Source organism: Streptomyces sp. SCSIO ZS0520 (assembly GCF_025643355.1).
Taxonomy (GTDB): domain Bacteria; phylum Actinomycetota; class Actinomycetes; order Streptomycetales; family Streptomycetaceae; genus Streptomyces; species Streptomyces physcomitrii.
Genome location: NZ_CP092644.1, coordinates 5,214,483 through 5,239,935 on the forward strand (window position 1 = coordinate 5,214,483; position 25,453 = coordinate 5,239,935).

Annotated in this window: 17 protein-coding genes; 3 read left to right on the top strand and 14 right to left on the bottom strand. The window is 71.5% G+C overall.

Annotation, left to right across the window (positions count from 1 at the left end):
* Positions 1 to 5: 5 nt before the first annotated feature.
* The 12 genes from MID12_RS20700 to MID12_RS20755 all read right to left on the bottom strand — a co-directional run bounded on the left by MID12_RS20700 (position 6) and on the right by MID12_RS20755 (position 17,456).
* Positions 6 to 1,145 carry a hypothetical protein gene (locus MID12_RS20700; protein WP_040252887.1) on the bottom strand — a complete coding sequence of 380 codons (1,140 nt, stop codon included), beginning with the start codon at positions 1,143 to 1,145 and terminating at the stop codon, positions 6 to 8.
* Positions 1,138 to 1,569 carry a hypothetical protein gene (locus MID12_RS20705; protein WP_263169742.1) on the bottom strand — a complete coding sequence of 144 codons (432 nt, stop codon included), beginning with the start codon at positions 1,567 to 1,569 and terminating at the stop codon, positions 1,138 to 1,140. The genes MID12_RS20700 and MID12_RS20705 overlap by 8 nt, the downstream gene beginning before the upstream one ends.
* 11 nt (positions 1,570 to 1,580) lie before the next feature.
* Positions 1,581 to 2,324, bottom strand: coding sequence for a hypothetical protein (locus tag MID12_RS20710; protein WP_052482492.1), 744 nt, complete (start codon positions 2,322 to 2,324; stop codon positions 1,581 to 1,583).
* Between the two features lie 32 nt (positions 2,325 to 2,356).
* A complete protein-coding gene (locus MID12_RS20715) occupies positions 2,357 to 2,890 on the bottom strand; it encodes an SUKH-4 family immunity protein (RefSeq protein ID WP_263169746.1) in 534 nt (177 codons plus the stop codon).
* Positions 2,891 to 2,930: 40 nt separating this feature from the next.
* A complete protein-coding gene (locus MID12_RS20720; RefSeq protein WP_263169749.1) occupies positions 2,931 to 9,611 on the bottom strand; it encodes a DUF4157 domain-containing protein in 6,681 nt (2,226 codons plus the stop codon).
* Positions 9,608 to 9,976 carry a hypothetical protein gene (locus tag MID12_RS20725; protein WP_263169751.1) on the bottom strand — a complete coding sequence of 123 codons (369 nt, stop codon included), beginning with the start codon at positions 9,974 to 9,976 and terminating at the stop codon, positions 9,608 to 9,610. Before MID12_RS20725 ends, MID12_RS20720 begins: the two co-directional genes overlap by 4 nt.
* On the bottom strand, positions 9,967 to 12,102 hold the full coding sequence (locus tag MID12_RS20730; RefSeq protein ID WP_263169754.1) for an ATP-binding protein: 2,136 nt from the start codon (positions 12,100 to 12,102) through the stop codon (positions 9,967 to 9,969). Before MID12_RS20730 ends, MID12_RS20725 begins: the two co-directional genes overlap by 10 nt.
* 29 nt (positions 12,103 to 12,131) lie before the next feature.
* Entirely contained in the window at positions 12,132 to 13,223 is a 1,092-nt protein-coding gene (locus tag MID12_RS20735; RefSeq protein WP_263169756.1) for a DUF4255 domain-containing protein, read from the bottom strand.
* Positions 13,224 to 13,350: 127 nt separating this feature from the next.
* Positions 13,351 to 14,133, bottom strand: coding sequence for a hypothetical protein (locus MID12_RS20740; RefSeq protein WP_052482496.1), 783 nt, complete (start codon positions 14,131 to 14,133; stop codon positions 13,351 to 13,353).
* Complete coding sequence (locus tag MID12_RS20745) at positions 14,126 to 14,887, bottom strand: hypothetical protein (protein ID WP_040252890.1); 762 nt, start codon at positions 14,885 to 14,887, stop codon at positions 14,126 to 14,128. The genes MID12_RS20740 and MID12_RS20745 overlap by 8 nt, the downstream gene beginning before the upstream one ends.
* Before the next feature lie 19 nt (positions 14,888 to 14,906).
* Positions 14,907 to 15,431 (bottom strand): phage tail protein, encoded by a 525-nt coding sequence (locus MID12_RS20750; RefSeq protein ID WP_263169760.1) that lies wholly within the window; start codon positions 15,429 to 15,431, stop codon positions 14,907 to 14,909.
* 168 nt (positions 15,432 to 15,599) lie between these two features.
* Complete coding sequence (locus tag MID12_RS20755; protein ID WP_263169765.1) at positions 15,600 to 17,456, bottom strand: phage tail sheath subtilisin-like domain-containing protein; 1,857 nt, start codon at positions 17,454 to 17,456, stop codon at positions 15,600 to 15,602.
* Positions 17,457 to 17,969: 513 nt separating this feature from the next.
* Between MID12_RS20755 and sucC the strand changes: the two genes are divergently transcribed.
* Together sucC and sucD are read left to right on the top strand one after the other, a co-directional pair.
* Positions 17,970 to 19,148 carry an ADP-forming succinate--CoA ligase subunit beta gene (sucC, locus tag MID12_RS20760; RefSeq protein WP_040252896.1) on the top strand — a complete coding sequence of 393 codons (1,179 nt, stop codon included), beginning with the start codon at positions 17,970 to 17,972 and terminating at the stop codon, positions 19,146 to 19,148.
* A gap of 20 nt (positions 19,149 to 19,168) precedes the next feature.
* Positions 19,169 to 20,086: a succinate--CoA ligase subunit alpha gene (gene sucD / locus MID12_RS20765; RefSeq protein WP_263169768.1), complete on the top strand. Its 918-nt coding sequence runs from the start codon at positions 19,169 to 19,171 to the stop codon at positions 20,084 to 20,086.
* A gap of 179 nt (positions 20,087 to 20,265) precedes the next feature.
* Here sucD and MID12_RS20770 read toward each other — a convergent pair whose 3' ends face one another.
* A complete protein-coding gene (locus MID12_RS20770; protein ID WP_263169771.1) occupies positions 20,266 to 21,546 on the bottom strand; it encodes a helix-turn-helix domain-containing protein in 1,281 nt (426 codons plus the stop codon).
* A gap of 189 nt (positions 21,547 to 21,735) precedes the next feature.
* Between MID12_RS20770 and MID12_RS20775 the strand changes: the two genes are divergently transcribed.
* Positions 21,736 to 24,225 carry a DUF6350 family protein gene (locus MID12_RS20775; RefSeq protein ID WP_263169773.1) on the top strand — a complete coding sequence of 830 codons (2,490 nt, stop codon included), beginning with the start codon at positions 21,736 to 21,738 and terminating at the stop codon, positions 24,223 to 24,225.
* Between the two features lie 152 nt (positions 24,226 to 24,377).
* Here the strand turns inward: MID12_RS20775 and MID12_RS20780 are convergent, their stop codons facing one another.
* Positions 24,378 to 25,232 carry a hypothetical protein gene (locus MID12_RS20780; RefSeq protein WP_263169776.1) on the bottom strand — a complete coding sequence of 285 codons (855 nt, stop codon included), beginning with the start codon at positions 25,230 to 25,232 and terminating at the stop codon, positions 24,378 to 24,380.
* Positions 25,233 to 25,453 lie beyond the last annotated feature (221 nt).

The following is a 25,453-nucleotide window of genomic DNA, read 5'->3' on the forward strand; positions in this document are numbered from 1 at the left end:
CCCCTCTAGGGCCGGACCCGGTCGCTCATCGCGATCAGGCCTTCGCGGGTCAGGGTGAAGTTCTGCTGGTACGAGCCGACGCGCAGGTTGTGCGTGACGCTCTTGACGTAGTAGTCGCCGTCGTAGGTGACGCCCGCCCCGCGGACCCCGACCAACTCCCGCGGCCTGAGCAGATATCCGTGCTTGTTCACATCGAGCGAGCCGGAACCGGAGATGGCGTCCGCGGAGGTCGCCGCACGGGCGAGCAGCTCGGCAGTCGCCTGCTCGGCCTCCTTCTTGGCCGTGCCCGTCAGAGTCTTGCGCTTGAGTGCCGGAGTTGCACGGCGGCCCAACGGGGGACGCAGCGGTCCGATGTCCGGCTGGGGGAGGAGAGTGGAGACCCTGGTCCCGGGATCCTGCACGCGGGCCTGCGGCTCCTCGCGCGCCGTCCCGTCGTAGGCGAAGGTCAGCTGGTCGACCGTCGAGTTGACGTCCATGTTCACGTTCAGCGCGTGCTGCCGCTGCCCGACCCGCTTCTCCGGACCCCAGTAGGCGGTGGACCGGTTCGGGACCGGCCCCGGCTCCAGGTAGAAGGTGTAACCGTTCGCGCGGGCGAGGTCGTTGACGTAACCGAGGTCCGTGCCCGTCTGGTACGCGACCCGCAGCCGCTCACGCGGCGGCTGCTCGATCTGCTCCTGCACGATCATCGGCTGGATGCCGTAGTCCGCGTACTGGGACAGGATCCGCTCGACCCGCTGCCAGGGCCGGAGATTGGGATAGCGGTCGGTGCGCTCCTCCAGGTCCATGAGGAGGGTGATGTCCTCGCCGGTCAGGGTGAGGGTGGTCTGGCCGGGCTGATTACTGGCGCCGACCTCCTGCCGGACGATGAGGCCGTCGAGGAGGACGGAGGGCGTGCCCTTGACGCTGACGGTCAGGATCACGCGCGTCTTCGGGTCGAAGTAGCCCTCCGGGAGCAGGCGTTGGACGAGCGCGCCGCGCTTGGTGAGGTCGAAGGCCAGCTGGAATCCGCTGCGTTCCCCCGCCGTGCTGGTGATCTGCGCGGAGAGCAGCGCCTCGGTCACCTCCCGCGGCACCGGCCTGGCAAGACGCGGGCCCATGTACAGGGTGACGTGGAGGGGCCCGGCACCGATCGGTTCATCAGCCATGGCGCCCGCCCGCGAAGGGTCCGCCCAGGCCGCCCGGGCCTGAGGCCCCGTAGGCGCCGCCTGCCGCACCGCCGGGGAAACCACCCGGCAGCGGTACCTCGATCACCCGGCCCGGCTCGTCCGTCAACTCCTGCGGATCGAGTACGGGGTTGCCGTCGGCTATCTGCCACCACTGGGACGGGTCACCGAAGTACCGCTGGGCGAGCAGATCCGGGCGCTCACCCGCACTCACCGTGTGCGGCACCGTCTCCTCGGCTGCCTGGTCCAGCGGAGGCAGTAACCGCCGCTTGGTGTACCGGACTTCGGTCCCGTCCGGCAGCCGGTGCACCCCGATCTCGGCATCGTGGTAGCGGCTGGAACGGGGGTAGGGGTGCGCTCCGGGTATCGCGTCCAGGGCGCTCTCGTACGGCTCGGCGGTGGCCATGATGTGTCTCCTCAGCCCCTTCCGGTGGTGGCGGGCGCGGTACGGGCTCCTGCGGCACCGCCGAATCCGGCTCCGGTACCTCCGCCGATGTCGCCGGGGGTCAGGCCGAGGGCGCCCAGGCTGCCGGGGCGCGCCATCCGGGCCAGGCGCTCCTTCTGGGCCAGGTGCGCGAGGTACAGCTCGGCGCCGCGGTGCCCGGCGGGCAGATCGCTGACGGTGAGCACCTTCAGACCGATGCTGAGGGTGGCCCGGATGGGGTTGAGGTTCACGTCGAACGCCGACTCGTTGATGCTGAGCTCGGTCAGCCGCACCGGCATGACCCGCTTGCTCCCCCAGGTGAAGAGGGTGAGCGGCATCTCGATCGGACTGATCTCGATGGTGCCCTTCGCCGCCTGCCGGGTGTTCTCCCGAATCTGGGCGACCGTGGGCTGCACCAGCATTTCCAGTACGGCGAGTTGGGGATGGATCCCGTCCGGCGCCGGGATCTCGAACTGATCCGTGGAGTCGATCTCCGCGGTGAACTTCCAGGTCTCCTGCGCGGGGCCCTTCAAACGCAGGGCTTCGTTGCGGTCACCGTTCCCGGCACCGCCTCCGCCGGAGTCGCCGCTGCCGCCTGCCGATTGGGGGGTGAGGCTGCGTTCGAGGGTGTCCGGGTTGAATTGGAGGACGATGATGCGTTGGGGGGTGCCGCGTTCGGGGTCTATGAGGATGATGCCGGAGCGGATGGGTTTGGGGATGTCGGGGTAGCGGGTCATGTACGCGTGCCCTTCTGCTCTCTCACTCCAGTTCAGAGAACTCGATCGAATACCATGGACCACCAGTTCGTGGTCTTGGCGAAGGCGAATGAATCCATCGAGACGAGATAGGTGCTGAGCAACTCCTTGTAGTCGGCGATGGCCACGCCGTTTTCTGCGACGTTTTCCCTGAAGCTTTGGTATCGCGCAATCCGGTACACATATTCCATGAAGTTCGACAGAGACTCATTGACGACTTCGAGCGCTGGCTGCTGGGACTCCAGATCGAGTAGGACGACATATCCGTCCTTGGTGTCCAAGAGGTAGCGCATCGCAGACTTGATGCTCGGGGAGCCGAGGACAAGCAGGTCCAGATCTCCGTCGGTGGTGGACACGGGGAACACTGAGAACGCCTCTGGCGTGCCACTTTCCAGTGAGAGGATTCGATCCACGTGCAGCGGGATGCCCACCGTGCGCAGCAGTTCGAGATCGGTTGCCGCAGACGTGGACCGCAGTCCCTTGATTTCAGATGCGGTTGCCACTCCATCCGATCCGAAATGTTCGATGAGTTCGCCTCGGCTTACCATTTTCTGCCTCTCTGTTTCTGGTCGTGCACCCTGAAATTCGCTATTCCGGATACTCGATCAGGAAGTGTAGCAACTGCCCTGTTGCGCGCCCTCTGATGATGGGGCGAATTTGTTGAGTTCCGATATCAAAATTGACGTCTGTGTCCAGCGAGTTGAAGTTTCTCGGGTGGTCGGATCCTGTTGCCTGAAGTTCCTGTCCGTGGTCGACTTGGCGCTTTTTTACCTGAACCTCGGCGGCCTGGGCCAGGGCGGGGAACCTCTTCTTGTACTTGGTGTTGATGTGGGCAATTACTGCGGATGAATACAGGCCTCGTACCTTGCCGTGGCGCCTGCCGTAGTTCTCCAGCCCTTCCGGTGCTTTGCGGGGGGATTTTTCCGGATCGTCCTCGGCGTTGTGCCGCTCCAGTTCCATGAGTTTTCTTGTGGATTCGGTTTCCGACATTCCGGGTTGATGTCTGACGGGAACCGGAAATCTTGGTCCCGGGACGGGCATGTAAGTCTCGTCGTCCTCGGTCTTGAGTTTTTTCTCCTGTTCACGTCCGATTTCAATGGCTCGCGCCAGTTCTCGGGCTACCTTCATGTCACCGATCTTTTTCGCCCACTGGCTTTCCTCGATATTCGTAAGATCGTCCGGCGCGCTTTGAATGAACTTCTGAATGTCCTGCTCGGCCACTCGGGCGGCGTGTAGTCCGTATTCTTTGTCCCTTTCGTGGATCACTCTTTCCGTGAGGCGATGAAGTATCCGCTTGAACTTCTCGATGAAGTCGTTTTCGGATTCTTGACCCTTGAAAAGGATCCAGTCCTTGTCCGTCTCCAGGTCGATGGCCACCTCGATCCTCTTGCGGATGGCCGGGTCCAGGGCCTCGACTTCGGTCGTGATCCTCTTGCGTGTGGCGTCCGTAACTTGTTGCCGTGGGTTCAGTGCAGCTTCGATGTCCACCGAGGGCGAACCCTGGGCTTCCAATTCGGTGAGCCGGTACCAGACGCGGAACCCTGCGAGTGCTGTACGGAATGGCAGTGGCTTCACGCCGCGGTTCAGCATCGCGATGACCTTTGGGCGCAGGCGGGCCACGATCTTGTCGAGGCGTTGATCTTTTGATTCCTTGGAGTCCTCCTCCTTCTTTCGCTTGTCCTTCTTCTCCTGCTTCTCCTTCTTCCTGTCCTCCTTGGACTTCTTGTCCTTGCCGTGCTTGTCCTTCTTCCCCTTGCTGTCCTTGTCCTTGTTGTGCTTGTCCTTCTTGTCTTTCCTGCCGTCGTCCTTCTTGTCTTTGCCCGGCTTGTCCTTGTCGGTGTTCTTCTTGTTGTCGTCCTGCCTGTCCTTGTCCTTCTTCGAGTCGCCGGACGAGTCCTTGCTCTTGTCCGGGTCCTTGGTGCTGTCCTTCTTGTCGTCCTGCTTCGAGTCGTCCTTCTTGGAGCTGTCCTTGCCGCTGTCCTTGTCCGGCTTCGGCTTGGGTTTGGACTCCGTGTCGGGCTTCGGCTTCGCCGGCGGGTCCGGTTTCGGCTTGGGCTTCGGAGCAGGCGTAGGACTCGTGTCCTTCTTGTCGTCGTCCCGGTCCTTGTCCTTGCCGTTCTTGCCCTTGCCCTTGCCCTTCCCAGGGGTGCCGTGTTGCCCCTTGCCGCCCGGGCCCTTGTCCTTGCCCGGACCACCCTTGTCCGTACGGCCCTTGCCTGGCTTCTTGAGATCGACCGGGGCGCCCTCGCCCTTCTCGTCCTCCTTCGCGCCCTTCCCGTCCTTGCCCTGGCCTTCCTTGCCTTTGTCTTCCTTGTCCTTGCCTTTGTCCTTCGGGTCGTCGCCGGAGGTGTTCTTGTCGCCGCCCGGCTTGTCCCCCTGATCGCCCTTTTCCTTGCCCATCTTGGCGGCCACGCCCTTGAGGCGGTTGCCGACCTTGGCGACGTACTTGCCGATGCCGCTCAGCAGGGCCTGGTAGAGGACTTCGAGGAGGGCGACCACGCCTGCCGCGACGGCCTTGGCGAAGAGGAGGCCCGCGCCGCCCTGGCGTACCGCCTTCAGCCAGGCGAGGACGGCCTGGAGGGAGGAGAGGATGGCGCTCAGGGCGCCCCAGGCGGTGCGGATGGCGTCGATGACGGCGAGGGCCCAGCCCGCGCCGGGGATCAGTTTGGCGACGACCTTGGTCATCACCAGTTCGCCGATGATCAGGGGGAGTTGGGGCTCTACGGCCTCCCAGGCCTCCTTGACCATGTCGTCCAGGCTCATGCCGCCCTTGACGAGCTTGTCGATGACGGCCTTCGGGACGCCGAGGATCTCCTCGATCTTCTCCTTGAACCACTGCTTGACCGCGCTGGAGACCTCGTGGAAGAGGTGGTTCTTCGCGCCGTCCTCGGCGGAGTTCTTGGCGCCGCTGAGCCAGCCGCCCGGGTCGGCGAGGAAGTCGGCGGCGATCTCCATCCAGTCGCCGAGCGCGGCGAGCAGGTTCTTCGCGAAGTCGAGGACGGCCTTGATGCCGGAGACCACCGCGTCGACCACGGCGCTGAGCGCCTTGCCCAGGAAGTCGAGGGCCGCGGAGAGGGCCTTGCCGAGCGCGTCGAGGAGGTCGCCGACCACCTCCATCAGCGCGGTGGCGAGCTTCTGGACGAAGTCGATGGCGGCCTCGACGAAGTCGACGATGGCCTGGCCGATCTTCTTCGCGAGGTCCACCACGGCCTGTACCGCGGTCTTCACGAAGTCGACCACGGCGTCGACGAAGTCCTTGACCTTGTCCGTGATCCACTTGCGGGCGTCGTTGATCCAGCCGCCGACCTTCTCGGCGAAGTCCTTGATGAAGCCGGTCACCGCGTCGAAGGCCTTCTTGACCAGATCGACGATGGCGTCGACGAGGTCGTTGAAGAGGTCGACGATGAAGTCGAGGACCTTCTTCCAGGCGGGGGCGTCGTCCTTCTTCTTCTCCTCCTCGCGCTTCTTCTTCTCGGCGTCCTCCTTGGCCTTCCGGTTCTCCTCCCGGATCTTGCGGTCGCTCTCCTCCTTCTCCTTCGCCGCCTTCTTGTCGGTCTCCTCCTCCTTCTCCTCCACCTCCTTCCGGGCCTTCTCGTGCTTCTCGGACTTCTTCTCGCCGAGCTTCTTCACCTCGGCGTCCTGCTCGGTCCGCCACTTCTGGCGCTCGCCCAAGACCTCGGCCATCGCCTTTTCGCGCTCACCGGACTGCTGCTCGGAGTTGGTGGAGATCTCCTTGTCGACCTGCTGCCTGTGCTTGTTCTGGGTGTCCCGGAACTCGCCGTCCTTCTTCTCCTTGGCGCCGCCCATGTCCTTCTGGCCCTGGGCGAAGGCCTGTTGGAGCTCGGGCCCCTTCTCGTGCTCGGCCACCTCGGAGACGGCCTCCACCGGGACCGCCCCGGTGCTGACGGAGGTCTTGGCACCGCCGCCTCCGCGACCCCGCGGGCCCGGGACCTTGGACTTCAGCACGGTCTTCGGGACGTCCGGATAGATCTGGTCCTCGCCCATGGCACGGGCGGCGTCCTGGCGGCCGGTGGCCAGGGTCTCCCGGGTCTTGGCGTCGACCGCCTCGTCCTGCGCCTTCGCGGTCTCCTCGGCCGCGCCCCGCATCTCCACCCCGGGGGCGGTGCCGGTCTCGGCCCGGGCGATCGAGGGGTCCTCGGTGGAGACGGCGCCGAGGTCCTCGCCGTCACCGCCCGCGCCCGGGTCGAAGTTCTCGTCGGGCAGCTTGGCGCCCTCGATCTTCGCCTCTTCGGCCTTCGGCGCCTCGGACTTCTGCACCGCGTCCTGGTTGTACGCGGCGGGTGCGTCGGTCCGCGGCTTGCCCGAGAGGGTCTGCGGGGAGCCGGCGGGCCGGGTCATCGAGGGCGGGGCCGCCGAGAGTTGCCGGTGCTCGTCGCCGACGGTGCGGTCCACGGAGGCGGAGATGCCGCCCATGGCCTCCATGGCGCGGTGCGGTTTCAGCTTGGCGGCCTGGCTGAGCCCCGCCTCGGGGGCGACCTGCGAGAGGTTGGGCGCGGCGGCGGAGTCCTTCTTGGCCTTCGCGGGGGCGCCCTTGGCCCCTCCGCCGCCGCCACGCCTCGGAGCCGACCCCTTTCCGGCCGGTTTCCCGCCGGGCTTCGGCCGAGAGGTGGCCGCTGCGCCTGACCGGGGAGCCGATGCCGCGGCCTTCGGCGCCGAGGAGTTGGCGTTCGACACCGGGCCCGCGGTCTTCTTCCCGGGCTCCGGGGCGGACTTGGGGCTCCCGGAGGCGGCGGAGTCCGGCGTACCGGAGGAGGCGTCCGAGCCGCCGGACCCCGAACCACCCGTAGCCGAACCACCCGTGGCCGAGCCACCTGGAGCCGAACCCCCCGTAGCCGAACCCCCCGTCTCCGAACCGCCGTTGCCCGAGCCGGAGGACTGGCCGGGGACGTCGGCGTTGGAGCCGCCGGTGGTCTGGCTGTCGCGTCCGGCGGGAGGGGTCCTGTCGTCGTCGGTGGTGCCGTTCTGCTCCTCGGGGGAGGCCTTGTCCTGCTCACCGGATCCGGCGCCCGCCTCCTTGCCGGCGCCCTTCTCGGTGTCCTTGGAGCCTTCCTTGCTCTCGGCGGGCTTGCCCTGGGCGTCCTTCTTCTCCTCGGACGCCGCCGCCCTGCCCCCGGCGGACCCGGCGCCGCCCGCCTCCTGCCCGCCCTTGCCCTGGGCGCCGTCCTTCCCCCCGGACGTGGCACCACCTCTGCCCTCCTCGGCGTCCTTCCGGCCCTTGGCCTCCTGCTCGGCGGCCCGGGCGGCGGCGGGTTCGGCCGTGCCGTCCTCGCCGGTCTTCGGCGGGGCGCCGGGCAGTCCGGAGCCGGGCCTCGGGTCGGAGGCCAGATCGACGGCGCTCAGACCGAGTCCGGCCTCGGGGCTGCCCTCGGTCTCCGGCGAGGCCTCGGGGAGCGCGGGTCCTGCCGCCGCCTCCTCCGCTTCGGGCCCGGCCTCCTCCTCGGCGTCCTCCGCGTCCCGCTCCGCCTGGACCTGCTCGGCCTTGGTGGGCGGGGGAGCGGGGAAGGAGGGCACGGCGGGCTCGGCGCCCGGGGCCGAGGGGTCGAGCTTGTCGGCCGTCGGGACACCGGAGACGTCGAGGTCCTGCTCCGGGAGGAAGTCCTCCGGCTGCAACTTGGTGTCCCAGGCGCTCTTCTCCCCGCCGCCGACCTCCACCTCGGAGTCGCCGCCCTGCGCCGGGCCGGGCTGCGCCTCCTCCGGTTCGAGGTCCTGCGTACGCTGCCCCTCCAGCTTGCTGCGCTTCTCGGCGTCGAGAGCGGGCTGCCCGTTCAGCAGGGGGGAACCGGGCTGCTTGTCCTCCGGCTTCTTCTCGTCCTCGGCCGGGATCTTCTGGCTCTCGACCAGGGCATCCGCCATGCCGGGGCGGTTCTTCGCCGCGGACTCCTCCTTGCTCGCGGCCGGGGCCTCCTCCTGCTCCCCGCCGCCCGCGTCCTCCTCCTTGCCGCCGTCCCTGCTCTCGGCGTCCTTCTTCTCCTCGGCGGCCCCGGACTTCTCGTCCGCCTCCGTGCTCTCCTCGCCCGCCGCGTCCTTCCCGGCGGAGTCCCCACCGTCCTGCGCGGACTCGCCGGAACCGGCCTCGGTCCCCGGTCCCTCGCTGCCCGGCCCTTCGCCGCCGGTTCCCTCCGGATCCCGACTGCCCTCCTGCTGACCGGGGTTGGGCGCGTGGTTGCCGCCGCCGGGCTCCTCGGTCTCCTCGCGGCCACCGCCGGGCGGGCGCTCCTGGTCCCGGTCCGGCCCCTCGGGCGGCTCCTTGCCCTCCACCGGGCGCGGCTTCGCCGACTCCCCTGGCTGAGCGGGGCGTTCCTTGCCCTCGGGGGCGGGTGCCTCGGCGGGGCGCTCCTCGCGCTCCCGCTCCCTCTCCTCCTCGCGCTGCCCGCTCTCCCGGTCGCGGAGGAGTTCCGCCACCGCGTCGGGTTCCGTGAACGGCGCGCCCAGCGGGTTCTGTTCGGGGCCGTCGGCGTCGTGGAGCTCCTCGGCATCCGTCCCGTCGACGAGGTCGACCAGCCGTGCCAGCTCGGTGCTGAGCAGCCGGTTCTCCAGCCGCTCGTACACCTGCTCCTGCAACTCCTCGGGGAGCATGCCCAGTTGCATACGGGCGCGCTTCGACCGGTCCTCCGGGTCGCCGTGCAGGGTGCGCACCACCGCATTGGCGAGGCGGTCCACCAGGGTCGCCGGATCCAGCTGCTCCAGGCGGTTGCGGTCGGCGTCCACGCGGGTGAAGCGCAGCCAGCCCGGCGTCGACCGGCCCTCCTCCACCTGCGGTGGAGCCGTGGCCGCGGGCCCCTCGGAGGTCAGCTCCCGGGCCGCCGCCTCGGCCTCCCGCTCGATGGCCTGCTGCGGCAGCGATACGGCGCCCGGGTCCCGCCCGGCCTGGAGCGCACCCGAGCCGTGCGGGTTCTGGACGGTGTGCAGCAGCTCGTGGGCGAGCAGCCGCCTGCCCTCCTGTGTGCCCGGCTGGAAGGCGCCCTCGCGGAAGAGGATGTCCTGGCCGACGGCGACCGCGTCCGCGCCGAGCAGCTCGGTCAGCTGCCCGGACTCGCGGTCGGTGTGCAGACGCACCCGGCCGAGGTCATGACCCAGCTGCTCCTCCAACTCCCTTCGTACGCCCGGGTCCAGCGGCTGCCCGGCGCCGCTGACGATGTTCTTCGGTTCCTGGGCGCGGTTCTTCGCGCCGCGTTCCCGGCGCTTGCGGCGGCGTTCGGCCGCCGCCGCGGACTGCGCCTCCTGGGACCGGTGCGCGGCCGTGCTCATCGGGCCCCACCCCGTCCCGTACGGGCCCCGGGCCGAGCCTCGCCCCGTCCGGACAGGCCCTCGTGGACGAGCCGCGCCAGCTCCTGGCCGAGGCGCCGGGACGAGAGGCCCGCGGGCAGCGCAGGCAAGGCGGGCAGCGCGTCCAGGCTGCGGTCGGCGTCCGCGAGCGGCACCCCGTGCTCGCGCACCAGACGGGTCAACTCCGCCTGGAAAGCGGCCGATACGCGGTCCCCGTCCACCCCGTGACCGAAGCCGTCGAGGACGAGTTCGCCGATGTCGACGCGGACCGCGTCGGGCTCCGCCGCCCCCCGGCCGGGGACCCCGGGTGCGGACCGGCCGGGACTTTGCTGCTCGTTCAGACCCATCCGCGCACCTCCGACGGGGTCAGGGAGCGTTCCAGCTTCAGGTACTCGGTCTTCGCCGCGGCGAGCATGTGCCGCATCTGGAGCCGGTCGCCCTCCTCGGCGGCGAGGAAGGCCCCGGAGAGGGCGATATTGCGGATCGAGCCGCCCGCGACGGTGAGTTGGGCGAGCAGCGCGGTGTCGATGTCCTTCACCGGGGCCTGCGGCGGGAGCACCCGGCGCCAGATCTCGGCGCGTTCGGACTCGGCGGGGAAGGGGAAGTCGACGACGAAGCGGATACGGCGCAGGAAGGCGGAGTCGAGGGCCTTCTTCATGTTGGTGGTCAGGACGGCGAGGCCCCGGTAGGCCTCCATCCGCATCAGGAGGTAGCTGACCTCCAGGTTCGCGTAGCGGTCGTGGCTGTCCTTGACCTCGCTGCGTTTGCCGAAGAGGGCGTCCGCCTCGTCGAACAGGAGCAGCGCGCCGCCCCGTTCGGCCGCGTCGAAGACCTTGCGCAGATTCTTCTCGGTCTCGCCGATGTACTTCGAGACCACCTGGGAGAGGTCGATGACGAAGAGGTCCAGGCCGAGTTCCTTGGCCATCACCTCGGCGGCCAGGGTCTTTCCGGTGCCCGAGCCGCCCGCGAAGAGCGCGGTGACACCGAGACCGCGGCGCAGTGTCCCGGCAAATCCCCACTCCTGGTGGACAGTTGCCCGCTGCCGCACATGCGCGATGATCTCGCGCAGCACCCGCACCTGCCGGTCGGCGAGGACCAGATCGTCCCAGCCCGCGCCCGGCTCGATACGGCGGCCGAGGTCGTCCATGCCGAGCCGGGCCTCGGTCAGTCCGGCCTGCCAGGCGAGCCCGGCGGCGTCCGCCCCTTCCTGCCGCGGCAGATCGCGGCGCACCGAGGCGGCCGCCGAGCGGATCACATGCGGCGGAAGCTGGAACTGGGCGACCAGAGCACGCAATTGATGCTCACTCAGCTCGGGTACGCCGTCGAAGGCGCCTGCCCACAGGCCGAGTTGCTCCTCGTCGCCCAGGCGCGGGACGCTCACCCGTTCACCGCGCGGCCGGTCGGTCGGGCGCGGATCGTCGCCCGAGACGACCAGGGGTACGCCCGCGCCGGAGACGAAGGACTCGGCCGCCGCCCGCTGTTCGCGGTCGAGTTCGCCAGTCTCCAGGAGCAGCGCGGAGGGCAGCAGCACCGCCTCGCGCTGCCAGAGCCGGGCGAGCCGGTCGCGTTCCGCCGCGTCGGCCGGCACGTCCCCGGCGGCCATCGCGTAGAGGCCGAGCCCGGAGCGGGCGGCGGCAGCGGCGGCGATATCGGCACGGCTGCGCAGATCGCCGCCCACCAGCTCCACGAGCAGCGGCGCGTCCGCGCGCGAGCCCGCCGCCCAGCCCGAGGCCACCCGGTCCGCCGACTGCTCGTAGGAGGAGGGGAGTTGCTCGGGTACGGGGCAGCGGCGCAGCATGCCGTGCAGGCGGGCGTCCAGGTACGGGGAGCCGAGCAGGAAGTGCAGGACGCGCTCGTCCAGGCGGAGCCGCGAGGTGGTGAGGCGGGTCTCGTCGTCCAGTTCGACCAGGCGCCAGCGGCGCAGCGGGGCGAGCGGGGTCAGGGCGCTCCAGTGCGGCTCCGCGAGGGCGGCCAGGGCCAGCGAGAAGGTGGGGTACGCCCGCTGAGGGTCCCCGCTCGCGGCGGCGCACCGCGCACCGGTCGTCGGCTCCAACTCGGCCGCCGCGGTGAGGAGTACGAGCTGCCGCTCGAAGTCACTGAGGCCGAAGCAGGAGGTGAGGGTGGCGAGGGTGGACAGCGGCGGGAGGGCGTCGGCGGTGTCCGCGGCGCCGGGGGAGCCGTCTCCCGGACGTGCCGTGGGACTGTCCGCCGGAGGTGTCGTGGAACCGCCCCCCGGACGTGCCCTGGGACCGTCCGCCGGACGTGCCGCGTGTGCGTCCACCCGGGCGAGCACGCGCTGCACCGCGGCAAGGAGGGCGGAGGCGTCGTCGGTTGCCGAGCCCGAGCCCGAGCCCGCGCTTGAGCCCGAAGCCGAGCCCGAGCCCGAGGCCGGTCCGGAACCGCGGGCACGACGCGCGCCCGCGCCCTTCCCGGTCTCCGTACCGCTGTCGGATCCCTCTGATCCCGCTGCCATGTCCTGTCGCCCCCTCTCGGCGTACCGACTCAGCTCTCCTGGCTCTGACCCTGGCCCTCGCCCGTGCCCTCGTCCCTGCTCGCCAGGGGCTTGCGGGTCGCCTGGCGGGCGCGTTTGGCGGCGGTGGTCTTCGTCGCGGCCTTCACGGCGGAACGTGAAGTCGCCCCGCCGGAAGCCGACTTGGCACCCGCCGACTTGGCGGTGGTCCTGGCCCCGGGCTTCGCCGCCGCGGACTTCTTCGTCCCGCTCGCGGCAGCCTTCGCCGCCCCGGCCTTCGGAGCGGCCGCCTTCGCCGCAGCCTTCGCGCGCGTACCGGACCCGCTCCCGGACCCGCTCCGGGCCTTGCTCCCCGACCGCCCGGCAGCCCGGCCGCCCGTGCCGCTGCCGCTCCGGTCTCCGTTGCCGTCCCCGTCCCCGTCCCCGGCCCCGTCGCCGTCCGAGGCCGCGGGGGCGCTCTCGTCCTCCCCGGGCAGCGGGTACTCCCCGATCACCGGCGGAACCGGCGCCCCGGGCGCCCCGAACGGCAGCGCCCTGACCGTCCTGGTCTCCACCGGCTTCGGCGGGACCGGCCTCTCGCGGCCGTCGATGAGGACGAGGGTGCCGGTGTAGGTGACGGAGAGGGCGTACGGGGTCTGGTGGAGCATGCCCCAGAGCTTCGAGGTCTCGTCGATGTCCATCACCTGCGGCACGAAGCGCACCCGCTGCTCCGCCTCGCCGAGATCGCTGCCCGCCAGATAGGGGTGCTCGCCCGCGCTCTCGATGACGTCCCTCGGGAGTACGGGGATCTCGTGCAGGGTGCGCACCACGGAACCGATCAGGCGCTGGCCCACCAGCTCCGTCTCCTCCCCGTAGGCACTGATCACGTAGTGCAGGTCGAGGGCGGCCGCCGGGCGGGTGAGGAGGGTGCCGTCCGAGGCGCGCGTCACCAGGTCGTCGTTGCGGCGCGCGGTGTTCGGGGTGACCTGGTACAGGAAGACATGGAGGGCCGGTTCGGCGGGCGGTTCGGCCGGTGGCTTGCGGGTCTCCACCGAGACGGCCATGTCGATCTCCGGCCGCAGATTGTTCTCGATCAGCAGGGCAAGGGCCTGGGTGACATGTGCGATGGCGAGTGCGTTGCTCATGACCTTGCTCCCTCGGTCCCCGTCGTCGTCCGTGTCCTCATCGTCCGTGCCCGCGTGGTCCGTGCCTGTGTCGTCCGCGTCGCGGTGCGGGCCCGACCGCCCCGAGGTCCGTTCTGCTCGGACGCGTTCACCCGCCGCCCCCGGTGTCCCGCCGCAGGAACGCGTCCAGGCCGAGGGCGGCGGGCCGCCGTCCCGCCCCTTCGGGTGCCTCCTCGCGCCGCCGGTCCGCGGCACCCGCGGCACTCACCTCCAGGCGGCCGATCTGTACGTGCACGGTGCGCTCCCCGCCGCGCGGCGCCCGGCGCCCTGCCGCCGCCCTCGCCGCACCGCGGGCCACGGTGGCCGCATCGCCCGAACCCGGCCGCGGCAGCGGCGAGATGAGCGCCGGGGCCGTGACGCGGTCCACAACGGGGCCACCGGGAAAGGGAGTTGCGGTGGAGCCCGGGTCGTCCCGCCGGGCCCCGCCGCCGGGGGCCGCCGTGGCCGGTCCCGGGACGGCAGCCGGGCGTACGGGAGCGGCGGGGCGGAGCAGCGGGCCGCCGGAGGGCTCGCGCACCACCTCGCGCACCGGGCCGGGGCCCGGCTCGCCTGCCTGCTCGGTGCGCACCACGGTGCGCCGGTGCTCGGTGCGCAGCGGTGCCGGGGCGGGCCTCAACCCGCTTGCCGTGTCGGTGTGCCGGGGCGCGGCGGGCCACAGGGGACCGGCCGCGGGGCCGGCCGGAGCCGGGTCGCCGGAGCGGTCGTCGCGTACCGCCTCCACCCGCTCGAAGGGTCCGGCGAGCCGGGGCCGTACCCGCACCACGTCCCGTGCCGCGGGCGCCGCCGGGACATGCCGGGCGAGCAGGCGGTCGAAGAAGTCGGAGGCGGGCGGGGAACCGGCCGCTCCCGCGCCCTCGTTCGGCTCAGGCATCGGCACACAGCTCCAGGTAGTAGCGGCGCCGCAGCGGGCTGAGCGCCAGGATCTCGGGCTCGGACCAGCCGTAGGCGGTCGCGAGCAGATGGACGTCCAGGAGCACCTCGCGCGCCCAGGCGTCCAGTTCGGTCCACAGGTAGGAGGCGATGTCCAGTGCGGCCCGGGTCGAGCTGCCGCACTCCGGGCAGGCGATCGCGAGCGTGATGTCCGCGCCGGGGTCGGCCTCTTCGGCGGCCTCGGCGATCGCCCGCTGCACAGACGCGGGCAGTTCGTGCGGCCGGGCCGGGCGGCCCTCCCGTACGGCCGAGTGCACACAGCGTTCGAGGAGCACCCGCCGGGCCTCGGGACCCGCCTGGGCCGCGGCGGTGAGGTCGGCGACGGTGGGGGGCCGGAAGGCGACCTCCCAGCCGTCCACCGTCAGACGCAACGGGTCACCGCCGTCCCGCCCGGGCTCGCCCGGACCGTCCGCGGGGGCGGTGAGGCGCCCGGCGAAGGCACCCGCGTCGAGGTCGAACTCCATCGCCTCGCCGCAGGCACCGCACTCCAGGCGCACCTGCATGCGCTCACCGAAGAGCGCACGGCGCAGCGCGAGCAGATCCGCCTCCCGGGTGCCCACCGGCAGCGCGGCGAGCGTCCCCTCGTCGGCGCCGGGGCGGGCCACCTGGTGGAGCAGGCGGGCGCGGGCATGCGGCAGCACGGCCACGCCCGCCTCCCAGGCGGCGAGCAGTTCGGCGGGACCCGTCCACGTCATGACCTCAAGTCCCTTGCTGTCAGGCCGGGTTGAGGAAGGAGGGCTCCTCGGGCTCGGGAACCTCGTAGTCGCGCTCCCAGCCCTCGCACTCCAGCTTCAGCGACTGGATCGCCACCGCGTTGGCGTTGGCGTCCAGCTCGCCGAGGACCTGGTACTCGCTCGGCCAGGTCCGGTACAGCTTGTGCGAGACGGCGACCTGCCCGGCCTCGTTGAGGACCTGGATGACGATGTCCTTGCGGAAGTCCGCGAGCGACACCTCGGCGCCGAGACCGGCCCCGACCTGCCAGACCTTGTTGGCCCAGCGGTCGAACTCGGGGTCGTGGGTGACCCCGCGCTCCAGGGTTATCCCCTCGAACTCCGAGCGGCCCGGCGACTTGCGCGGGGAACTGGGGTCCCCGCCGTGCCGGTGCTTGACGACCTCCGTGGTCCGCTTCAGCGGGGAGATCTTGCTGATGCCCGCCACCGTGCGCCCGTCCCACAGGACCAGGAACTTGAAGTTCTTGTACGGATCGAAACGATGGGCGTTGACGATGAATTCAGCCATCGGTATCCCTTGCGTCCTCTGCGGCTGTGGTGACCTCGTGGTCCCCTGTCCTGTCCTGCATCCGGCTCGTCCGACTCGTCCGGCTCACCTGATCGACTGGATCGACTTGATCGACGGGACCGACGGGATCGACTGGATTGATGAGGGTCATCGGGCTGCTGCTCCGGCCTACCGCGCGAACTCGCCGGCGAGCTGCTGGATCCTGACGATCACGAACTCGGCCGGCTTGACCGGGGCGATCCCCACCAGGACGTTGACCACGCCGTTCGCCACGTCCTGTGCGGTGGTGGTGTCGTGGTCGCACTTGACGAAGTACGCCTCGCGCGGAGTGCCGCCCGCGAAGGCGCCCTGCCGGAACAGGGTGTGCAGGTAGGACGAGGCGTTCAGCCTGATCTGCTGCCACAGCTGCTCGCTGTTCGGCTCGAAGACCACCCACTGCAGACCGCGGTGCAGGCTCTCCTCCACATGCAGGGCCAGCCGCCGTACCGGCACGTACTTCCACTCGCCGTGCGTGGTGGCGAGCGCGTCCGAGCCCTGGAGGGTGCGGGCGCCCCAGACCAGCGGGCCCACCATCGGGAAGGTCCGCAGGCAGTTCAGGCCGAGCGGGCCGAGCAGGCCGTTCTCCCGGTCGGTGAGCGGAACCGCCAGCGAGTGCACGCCCGCCAGGCGTGCCTCGGTCCCGGCCGGTGCCTTCCACACACCGCGCTCGCTGTCCGTCCGCGCGAACACGCCCGCGATCGCGCCCGAGGGCGGGAAGGCGCGCAGCCGTCCGGTCAGCGGATCGGTCAGCTGCAGGTGCGGGAAGTACAGCGCCGCGTGGTTGCCGCGCACCTGCTCGAAGGCGGCGAGCCCGGCGCGGGCCGTGTCCACGCTCACCCAGGTGGCCGGGGCGTCCGCGATGAGGAAGATCCGCCGCTCCTCGCAGAGCCGCTGCGCCGCCGAGAGGACGGTGGCGAGGTCCTCGGCCGACTCGTACGCCGCCAGCTCCGGCAGTACGAGCAGGTTGACGTCGTCCACGCCGCGCAGGGCCTGGATGCCGCTCTTGCCGGACTCGCTGCCGATCAGGTCGCGGGGGCCGGGCAGTTCACCGTCTTCGCCGCCGCACAGCGGGAACACCGGTGGGTTGACCGAGGCCTCCAGGCCCAGATCGTTGGCGCACTCGCCGAGGAAGCGCACCGTGTCCTCGGGGTCCGTGGAGCCCGCGACCACCTGGAGGCGGTCGCCGAAGGCGGTCACCTCGGCGCCCGCGAAGGCGTGCTTGCCGGGCGCGTCGGGCTGCGCGCGCAGCTTGCGCTCCAGCAGGTGCGCCAGCTCGGTGACGCCGCGCGGGGCCTCGCCGTCCACCGCCGGCTCGTAGAGCGTGAACTCGCGCTTCACCTCACCGATCTTGACGGTCAGCTCGACCTCCAGGTCCGGCAGCTCGTGGCCGAAGCGCTTGGAGACCGTGCCCGAAGGGTCGGGCCGGTCGTCGTCGAGGACCTTCACCCGCACCAGGGCGGAGCCCGCGTTGACCACGGTCTCCACGAAGCGCCCGTCGGAGGCGTCCATGGACAGATTGCTGAAGCTCTCCCGCGCGGTGCCCGCCGCGTCGAAGACCCGCAGGTCGAAGGTCTCCTCGCAGGCGGGTGTGTCGTAGTCGACGGCGACCCGCAGGCCGTTGCCCCAGACGCCGGGTTCCTTGGCGTGCACCTCGAGCACCGGGCACTCGCTGCGTCCCTGGGTGGACTCCAGGGTGACCTCGGCCGCCTTGCCGCTGCCCGCCCGTGCCACCCGGACCACCACGGCGACCGTGCCGCCGTTCGCGAAGAACTGGTGCACCGCGTAGCTGACGGCACTGCGCGAGGCGAGCCCGCCGAAGCGCCGCTCGAAGTCCGCGAAGCTGGTCACCCGTACCGGCTGGTTCAGCGGGCCGCGCCGGGTGTGTCCGACGAAGGCGGTGACCGAGGTGGTGACGGCCTGGATGGTGCGAACGGCACTGGGAAGCTCTTCGACGTAGACGCCGGGGTACGACGGATTCGTCGGCATTCCCCCTCCTCTCCCGATAGATACCGGTCAGAGGCACCAAGAGGCCTCGAACGGCGGCGAAGGTGCCGAGAGGGGAGATGCCGGGCGGCGCCACCCCCATGCGGCAGCGAGTCGGTGTTCCCCCGTCGGTGCCCCGGCGAGTGGAGAGCCGGGGCCAAGCGTTCGCGCTTGTGACTCTTGATGCATGGCTGCGAACTCAGTGTGTTTGGACGGCAGTTGGCAGGCAAGGCGGCTTACGGCTCACCGTGTGTGGAGATGTTGTGACTGTCCGTTCGCAGTATTGTCACTAGCGGAGTTGTGACAGGTATCACCGCTCAGGTGTGACCTGTGATTTAGGGACCCCGCCCCGGCGGCGATAACCTGCCGGACGGACATGCCGCGCACCGGACTCCGCGTGCGCCTCCCTTGTGACATGCGAACAGCTGAGGTCACGTTGCCCGTCGCGGCACGCCCACGCAGACAGCAGAGAAGCTGAAAGCCAGAGCGGCGAGATCACGATAGGGACGGACGCGCGTGGACCTGTTCGAGTACCAGGCGAGGGACCTCTTCGCCAAGCACGGTGTACCGGTGCTGGCCGGTGAAGTCATCGACACGCCTGAGGCGGCGCGCGAGGCCACCGAACGCCTTGGCGGCAAGTCGGTCGTGAAGGCGCAGGTGAAGGTCGGCGGTCGCGGCAAGGCCGGCGGCGTGAAGCTGGCCGCGAGCCCCGACGAGGCCGTCGCCCGCGCGACGGACATCCTCGGGATGGACATCAAGGGCCACACGGTCCACAAGGTGATGATCGCGGAGACCGCTCCGGAGATCGTCGAGGAGTACTACGTCTCCTACCTGCTCGACCGCACCAACCGCACCTTCCTGGCCATGGCCTCGGTGCAGGGCGGCATGGACATCGAGGAGGTCGCGGAGAAGACCCCCGAGGCCCTCGCCAAGGTCCCGGTCGACTCCAACGAGGGCGTGACCCTGGAGAAGGCCCGCGAGATCGTCGCCCAGGCGAAGTTCCCGGCCGAGGTCGCCGAGAAGACCGCCGAGGTCCTGGTGACCCTGTGGGACACCTTCGTCGCCGAGGACGCGCTCCTGGTCGAGGTCAACCCGCTGGCCAAGGTCGCCAGCGGTGACATCCTCGCCCTCGACGGCAAGGTCTCCCTGGACGCCAACGCCGACTTCCGCCAGCCGGAGCACGAGGCGCTGGAGGACAAGGACGCGGCGAACCCGCTCGAGGCCGCCGCCAAGGCCAAGAACCTCAACTACGTCAAGCTGGACGGCGAGGTCGGCATCATCGGCAACGGTGCCGGTCTGGTCATGTCCACCCTGGACGTCGTCGCGTACGCCGGTGAGAAGCACGGCGGCGTGAAGCCCGCCAACTTCCTCGACATCGGCGGCGGCGCCTCCGCCCAGGTGATGGCGAACGGCCTGGAGATCATCCTGGGCGACCCGGACGTCAAGTCCGTCTTCGTCAACGTCTTCGGCGGCATCACCGCCTGCGACGAGGTCGCCAACGGCATCGTCCAGGCCCTCGCGCTCCTCAAGGACAAGGGCGAGGACGTCACCAAGCCGCTGGTCGTGCGCCTCGACGGCAACAACGCGGAGCTGGGTCGCAAGATCCTCTCGGACGCGAACCACCCGCTCGTGCAGCGCGTGGACACCATGGACGGCGCGGCCGACAAGGCCGCCGAGCTGGCTGCCGCCAAGTAAGGACCGAGGGAACCGCAACCATGGCTATCTTCCTCAACAAGGACAGCAAGGTCATCGTCCAGGGCATGACCGGCTCCACCGGCATGAAGCACACCAAGCTCATGCTGGGCGACGGCACCAACATCGTCGGCGGCGTCAACCCGAAGAAGGCCGGCACCGAGGTCGACTTCGACGTCCCCCAAGGCCCGGATGGCCAGGGAGGCGCCACCACCTCCGTACCCGTCTTCGGTTCGGTGGCCGAGGCCATCGAGAAGACCGGCGCCAACGTCTCCGTCCTCTTCGTGCCCCCCGCCTTCTCCAAGGCCGCGGTCGTCGAGGCGATCGACGCCGAGATCCCGCTCGCCGTGGTCATCACCGAGGGCATCGCGGTCCACGACTCCGCCGCCTTCTGGGCGTACGCGAAGTCCAAGGGCAACAAGACCCGGATCATCGGCCCGAACTGCCCCGGCCTGATCACCCCCGGCCAGTCCAACGCGGGCATCATCCCGGGCGACATCACCAAGCCGGGCCGCATCGGCCTGGTCTCGAAGTCCGGCACGCTGACGTACCAGATGATGTACGAGCTGCGCGACATCGGCTTCTCCTCCGCCGTCGGCATCGGCGGTGACCCGGTCATCGGCACCACGCACATCGACGCGCTGGCGGCCTTCCAGGAGGACCCGGAGACCGAGCTGATCGTGATGATCGGCGAGATCGGCGGCGACGCCGAGGAGCGCGCGGCCGACTTCATCAAGGCCAATGTCACCAAGCCGGTCGTCGGCTACGTCGCGGGCTTCACCGCCCCGGAGGGCAAGACCATGGGCCACGCCGGCGCCATCGTCTCCGGCTCCTCCGGCACCGCCGCGGCGAAGAAGGAGGCCCTGGAGGCCGCGGGCGTCAAGGTCGGCAAGACCCCGACCGAGACGGCCAAGCTGGCCCGCGAGATCCTCGGCGGCTGAGTCGAGGGCGGCACGGCAGCAGCACGGCAACAGCGGCGGGCCCGCATCCCCGAGGGGGTGCGGGCCCGCCGCTGTGCGGGGGCGGCCCGGTTCCGTAGGGCCCGTTGCTGTGCCGGTGCCGGTGCTGGTGCTGGTACTGGGTCTGGGCTGACCCGGCCGGGACCGGGGTCTCGGCCGGGTCAGCCCAGGTCCGGGTGGAGGCGTTCGGGGCCGCTGAGCGGGCCCTCGGTGAGGCGGGCGTGGAGTTCTCCCGCCTGGTGGCCCGGTGGCTGCGGTCCCATCCGCGGGGGGACCCCGCCCACCGGGGCGCCGTGCGGGACGGGCGGCTCGTAGTGGCCGGGCGCGGTGTGCAGGGTGAAGACGGTCGCGGTGACCACGGCGGCGGTCAGCCCGAGGGCCGCCCGGGTCCACTGCCGGGTGCGGCGTTCGCTGAGCTTCCGCATCCGCGCGGGGCGCGGACCCTCGGCCGCGCTCTCCTCGGCGAGGCGCGCGAGCCGTTCCCGCAGGGCGTGCACGGCGCGCAGTTCCGGAACCCGCGCGCCCACGATCCGGCGCGCGTGCCGGAGCCGGTTGGTGGTGGCCGCCGTGCTCGACTCGGTCTCGGCCGCGGTCTCCGGCAGCGGCAGACCCACCCCGTCGTGCAGGACCAGCGTCCTGCGGTACGTCGGCGGCAACTCGCCCAGAACCCCGAGGAGTTCACGGTCCTGGCGGTGCGCGGGCGGGGTGCCGCGCCGCTCCCGCCCGGGCCGCAGCCGGTGCCAGGGTGACAGCGCGTACTCGTGCGCGGCGGCCCGCACCCACCCCGCCGGATCGGGGTCGGCGGCCACCTCGGGCCAGTGCCGCCAGGCGTGCTGGAAGGCCTGCTCCACGGCCTCGCAGGCGAGTCGCCGGTGACCGGTGAGCAGATAGGTCTGCCGCACCAGCGAGGCGGACGTCAACTCGTAGAGGGAGTCGAAGAGTTCGCCGGGGGAGGGGCTTTCCGGGGTCGTCTCCGGGGTCGGGTCCGGGGCGTTGTCCGGGGCCGGGTCCGGGCCCGTTTTCGGGTTCGCGCCTTTCGGGTTCGTGTCCGGGTCCGAGCCCGAGGCCGGGTCCGAAGCCCGGTCTGGTGCCGCCGGGACGGGAGATGACGCGACGTCAGGTGCCGTCGCCCCAGGTGTCGTTGCGTCGGATTCCCTCGCTGCGGAATCCGTGTCGACCGGGGAGTCGGAACTCCCGGGCGGTGGGCCGGTGTTGACCGTCTCCGTATCCGCCGGTGGCGTGGTGTCGAGCCCCAACTCCCGTACGTACGGGGTGAGAAGCTCGGCCTCCGGCTGGGCGCGGCCCTTCTCCCAGCGGCGCAGGCGGGAGGCGGGGACGCCGAGCCGGGAGGCGAGGGCGGAGCGGCTGAGGTTCCTGGCCTCGCGCAGCCGCCGGAGTTCGGCCGCCGGGGGGAGCGCGCAGGCGTGCGGGGTCTGGGTCATGGCTGGCTCTCCGTGCCGGGGGTCACGGTGCCGGATCCGCTGCCGGATTCCGTACCGCGGAGGCGGTGGGGCCGACCCGTCTCCAGTTTGTACGAAAATTGCATAAGAGTATTTGTAGCGACACATCGGGCAATCTGCTGTTACGACGCGAAAGCGCGTGTCGTTGGGAGCATGGCGAGCGTGAACCCGATGAGCGACCGCAGCCCGACCCTGCCCTCCCTGCTCGCCAAGCCCTCACTCGCCTCCCGGCTGCGCCCCTCGCGCCTGCGTGAACGGGCCCCGGGCCTCGGTACGGCCGCGTTCTCGGGCGCGGTCGCCGCCGGACTGGGGCTGGGCACCCTGGCGGTGGTCGTGCTCGCCCTGTGGATCAGCTCGCCCTTCCCGGACAGCGGTCCCGGCGCCGCCCTGCACACCGCCTCCTCCCTGTGGCTGCTGGCCCACGGCGTGGAACTGACCCGTACCGACACCTTCACCGGCACCCCCGCGCCGGTCGGGCTCACCCCGCTGCTCCTGACCGTGCTGCCCGCGCTCGCCGTGCACCGCGCGGCGCGGGACGCGGTCCGCGGGGACGAGGGCCGCCCGGGGATGCCCGCGCAGGCGGCCTGGATCGGGGTCGCCCTGGGCTATCTGGCGGTCGCCTTCGGGGTGATGTGCTACGCCACCGGCGGCGAACTGAAGCCCTCCTGGGACAGCGCCTTTGTACGGCTGCCGCTGCTCGCCGTCCTCGCCGCCGTCACCGGCGCCTGGACCGCCCCCGGGTACTGGCGGGTGCCGCTGCCCCGCTTCGTGCGGCGCCGTATCGGCTTCATGCCCGCCCCGGTGCGCCGGGCGGTCGCGGGCGCGGTGGGCGAGTGGTACCCGGGGAGCGGTGCGGCCCGCCGTACGCTGCCCGCCGTCGCGACCCGGTCCGGTGTCGCGGGCGCCCTCGTCCTGGTCGGCGGCGGCGGACTGCTCGTCGGCCTCTCGCTGGTCCTGCACCTGTCCGGCGCCGAGGACTCCTTCCGGCAGCTGACCGGCGACTGGCCGGGCCGCTTCGCGGTCCTGCTGCTCGCCCTCGCGCTCGTCCCCAACGCCTCGGTCTGGGGCGCCTCCTACGCCCTCGGCCCCGGCTTCGTCCTCGGCACCGGGCAGGCCGCGGCGCCCTTCACGGCCACCACCGAACCGCTCATCCTGCCCTCCTTCCCGCTGCTCGCGGCGGTGCCCCGGGGGACCCTCCCGGAGCCCCTGGTCTGGGCGCTCGCCGCGGTGCCGGTCGTCGCGGGGCTCACCATCGCCTGGTTCACGCTCGGGGTCGCCGCCCCCGCGGGCGCGCCCCGCGAGGCGGCCTGGAGCCGGGGGCGCACCGCCCTCGCCGCGCTCCTCGGCGCGGCCGTCTGCGGGGTGCTGATGGCGGGGCTCGCCGCCATGTCGGGCGGCCCGCTCGGCGTGGACGTACTCTCCCGGCTCGGCCCCTCCTGGTGGCGGACCGGGCTGGCGGCCCTGCTCTGGACGGCCGCCGTCGCGGTGCCGCTCGCGCTGCTGCTGCACGCCTGGCGCACCCGTCGGCGCCGGTGGCGGGCCTGGCGTCAGGCGCGCCGGACGGCGGCGGAGGCGCGGCGGGCCGAGCGGGCGGAGCTGCGGGCCGCCGAACGCGAGCGCAAGCAGGGCGAGCGGGAGACGGCGCGCGCGGAGCGGGCCGCCGCGAAGCAGGCGGCGAAGGAGGCCGCGGAGTCCGCGAGGCTCGCGAAGCGCGAGGCCGCCGACCACGCCCGTACATCCGCCGCGCAGGCCAAGGCCGCCCGGCGCCTCGCCGCCGCCCAGGAGAAGGCCGACCGCCAGAAGTCCGCGGCCGAGGCTAAGGCCGCGCAGCGGGAGTCCGCCGCGGAGGCCAAGGCGGCCAGGAAGCAGGCGGCGGAGCAGGCCAAGTCGGCCAAGCGGCAGTCCGCGACCGGGGTCCGGCCTCCGTCCAAGGCCGAGGTCGACGTCCAGCCCAGGTCCGAGGTCGACGTCCAGCCCAAGGCCGGACCCACGTCCGGCGCCGAGGGCCAGCCCAAGTCGGAGGACCGGCCCAAGCCCGAGGGCCACCCCAAGTCGGAGGACCACCCCGAGGCCAAGCCCCCGGCCCCGGAGGACGGCACTCAGTCGGCCGATACGGGCAAGGAGTCACGCCGGGCGGCGAAGGCGCGGAAGCGGGAGGAACGGGAGGCGGCGCGGGCGCGCAGGCGGCAGGACAAGGAGCTGGCGCGGCTGCGCAAGCTGGCGGAGCGGGCGGCGCAACGGGAGGCCAAGGAGTCCGCGCGGGCGCGCAGGCACGAGGAGAAGGCGGCGGCGAAGGCCCGGGGCAAGGGCGCCGAGGGCGCGATCCAGGACGGCAACGCGACCGGTACGACGACCAGCGCATCCCGCACCACGAGGGGCGGCACCCCGGACACGAGCGGTGAGCCTCAGGCAACCACGGGCGGAGCGCAGACAAACACCGGCGGATCGCAGACAACCACCGGCGGACCGAAGGCCACCACCGGCAAACCGAAGGCAACCACCGGCGGTCCTCAAGCAACCCCCGGCGGAACCAAGACCCCGGCAAGCGGACCCGGGCTCACCATCAGCGGTGCCAAGACCACGTCCGGTAACACCCGCCCCACGGCCACCGACTCCCAGCCCCCGAGCGCCGACCCCGCGAACTCCGGCACCCCCGAGTGACCAGCCCTGCCTTGATCCGACCTGGCCTTGATCCGACCTGGCCCTGATCCGGCCCGGCTTTGATCCGGCCCGGCTTTGATCCGGACTGGCCCTGATCCGGCCCGGCGCGTCCGACCCCTGCCCCGATCGGCGCAGCCCGCGACCCCGCTCCCTCAGTCCTGGTTGCCCAGAGCCGGGCGCAGGTCCTCCGGGAGGAGGCGGTCGCAGTTCTGTTCGGCGGTCAGGGTGAGGGCGTCGGCGGTGCAGGTGTAGAAGTCGGCGTAGGCGACGCGGGCGGCGAAGGCCGAGGCGAGCAGGGTGAGGGCCAGGGAGGAGGTCACCAGGCCGGTGACGGCGGCCGTCCGCTGCTGTTTGCGTCCGCCGGGGGTCGTGGCCGGGGCGGGCGGTGCGGCGCGGTCGGTCCCCGCGGGCGGGTTGGACTCGGGGGCGGTCGGCCGGGCGCGCAGGGCGCTGATGGCCCAGAACATCGCGAGGGAGGCGAGCAGCAGGGCCACGCCGCCGAAGAACCAGGAGCGGAACGGCCAGTCGAAGAGGGCGAAGAAGAAGCCCCACATGCCGGACAGCAGGGCGTAGCGGGCCCGGCGCTGGTTCGGGTCGGTGGGGTCCCAGCGGTTCTGCGCGCCGGGGCCCTCGGGACCGCCGCCGCGCCCTGGCCGCTCGCCGAAGCCGTCCTGGGAACGCCCGGGCTGCCGGTCGCTCCACTGCCCCCAGGGCTGGTTGCCGTTGCCGTGGCCCTGGCCCTCGTGGTCGCCGCCGTCCTGCCCGGTGGGCCTGCGCGGCTGCCAGGGCTGGTCGGGGGTGCCCTCCGGCGGCGGGGCGAAGGGGTTGTCCTCGGCGGGGGTCTCGCCGCGGCCCTCGGGAGCGCCGCTCCCGCCGCCCTGTTCGCTCGGCGGCGAGGGGCGGCGCTCGCGGAGCAGGACGGCCGGGCCGTGCCCCGCCGCCGCGGCGGGCACCGTGGCGGGAGAGAGCGTGCGGAGCGTGGGGCGGCTCGGGCTGCGGTCCGGCATCAGGTGTGCGTCTTCCCTGGGTCGTGTCGGTCGTATCGGTTGTGTCGGTCGTCTGGGTCGTGCAGGTCGTGCGGGTTGTACAGGTCGTGCGGGTCGTGCGGGTCGTGCGGGTCGTACGGATCGCGGTGAGGCGGGTGGTGCGCGGGCTCGCGTGGTGCGAACGGGCCGGTCCGTACGGGCCTTCCCGGGCCCGGGCGGACCGCCGCGGCCGGAACGGTCGT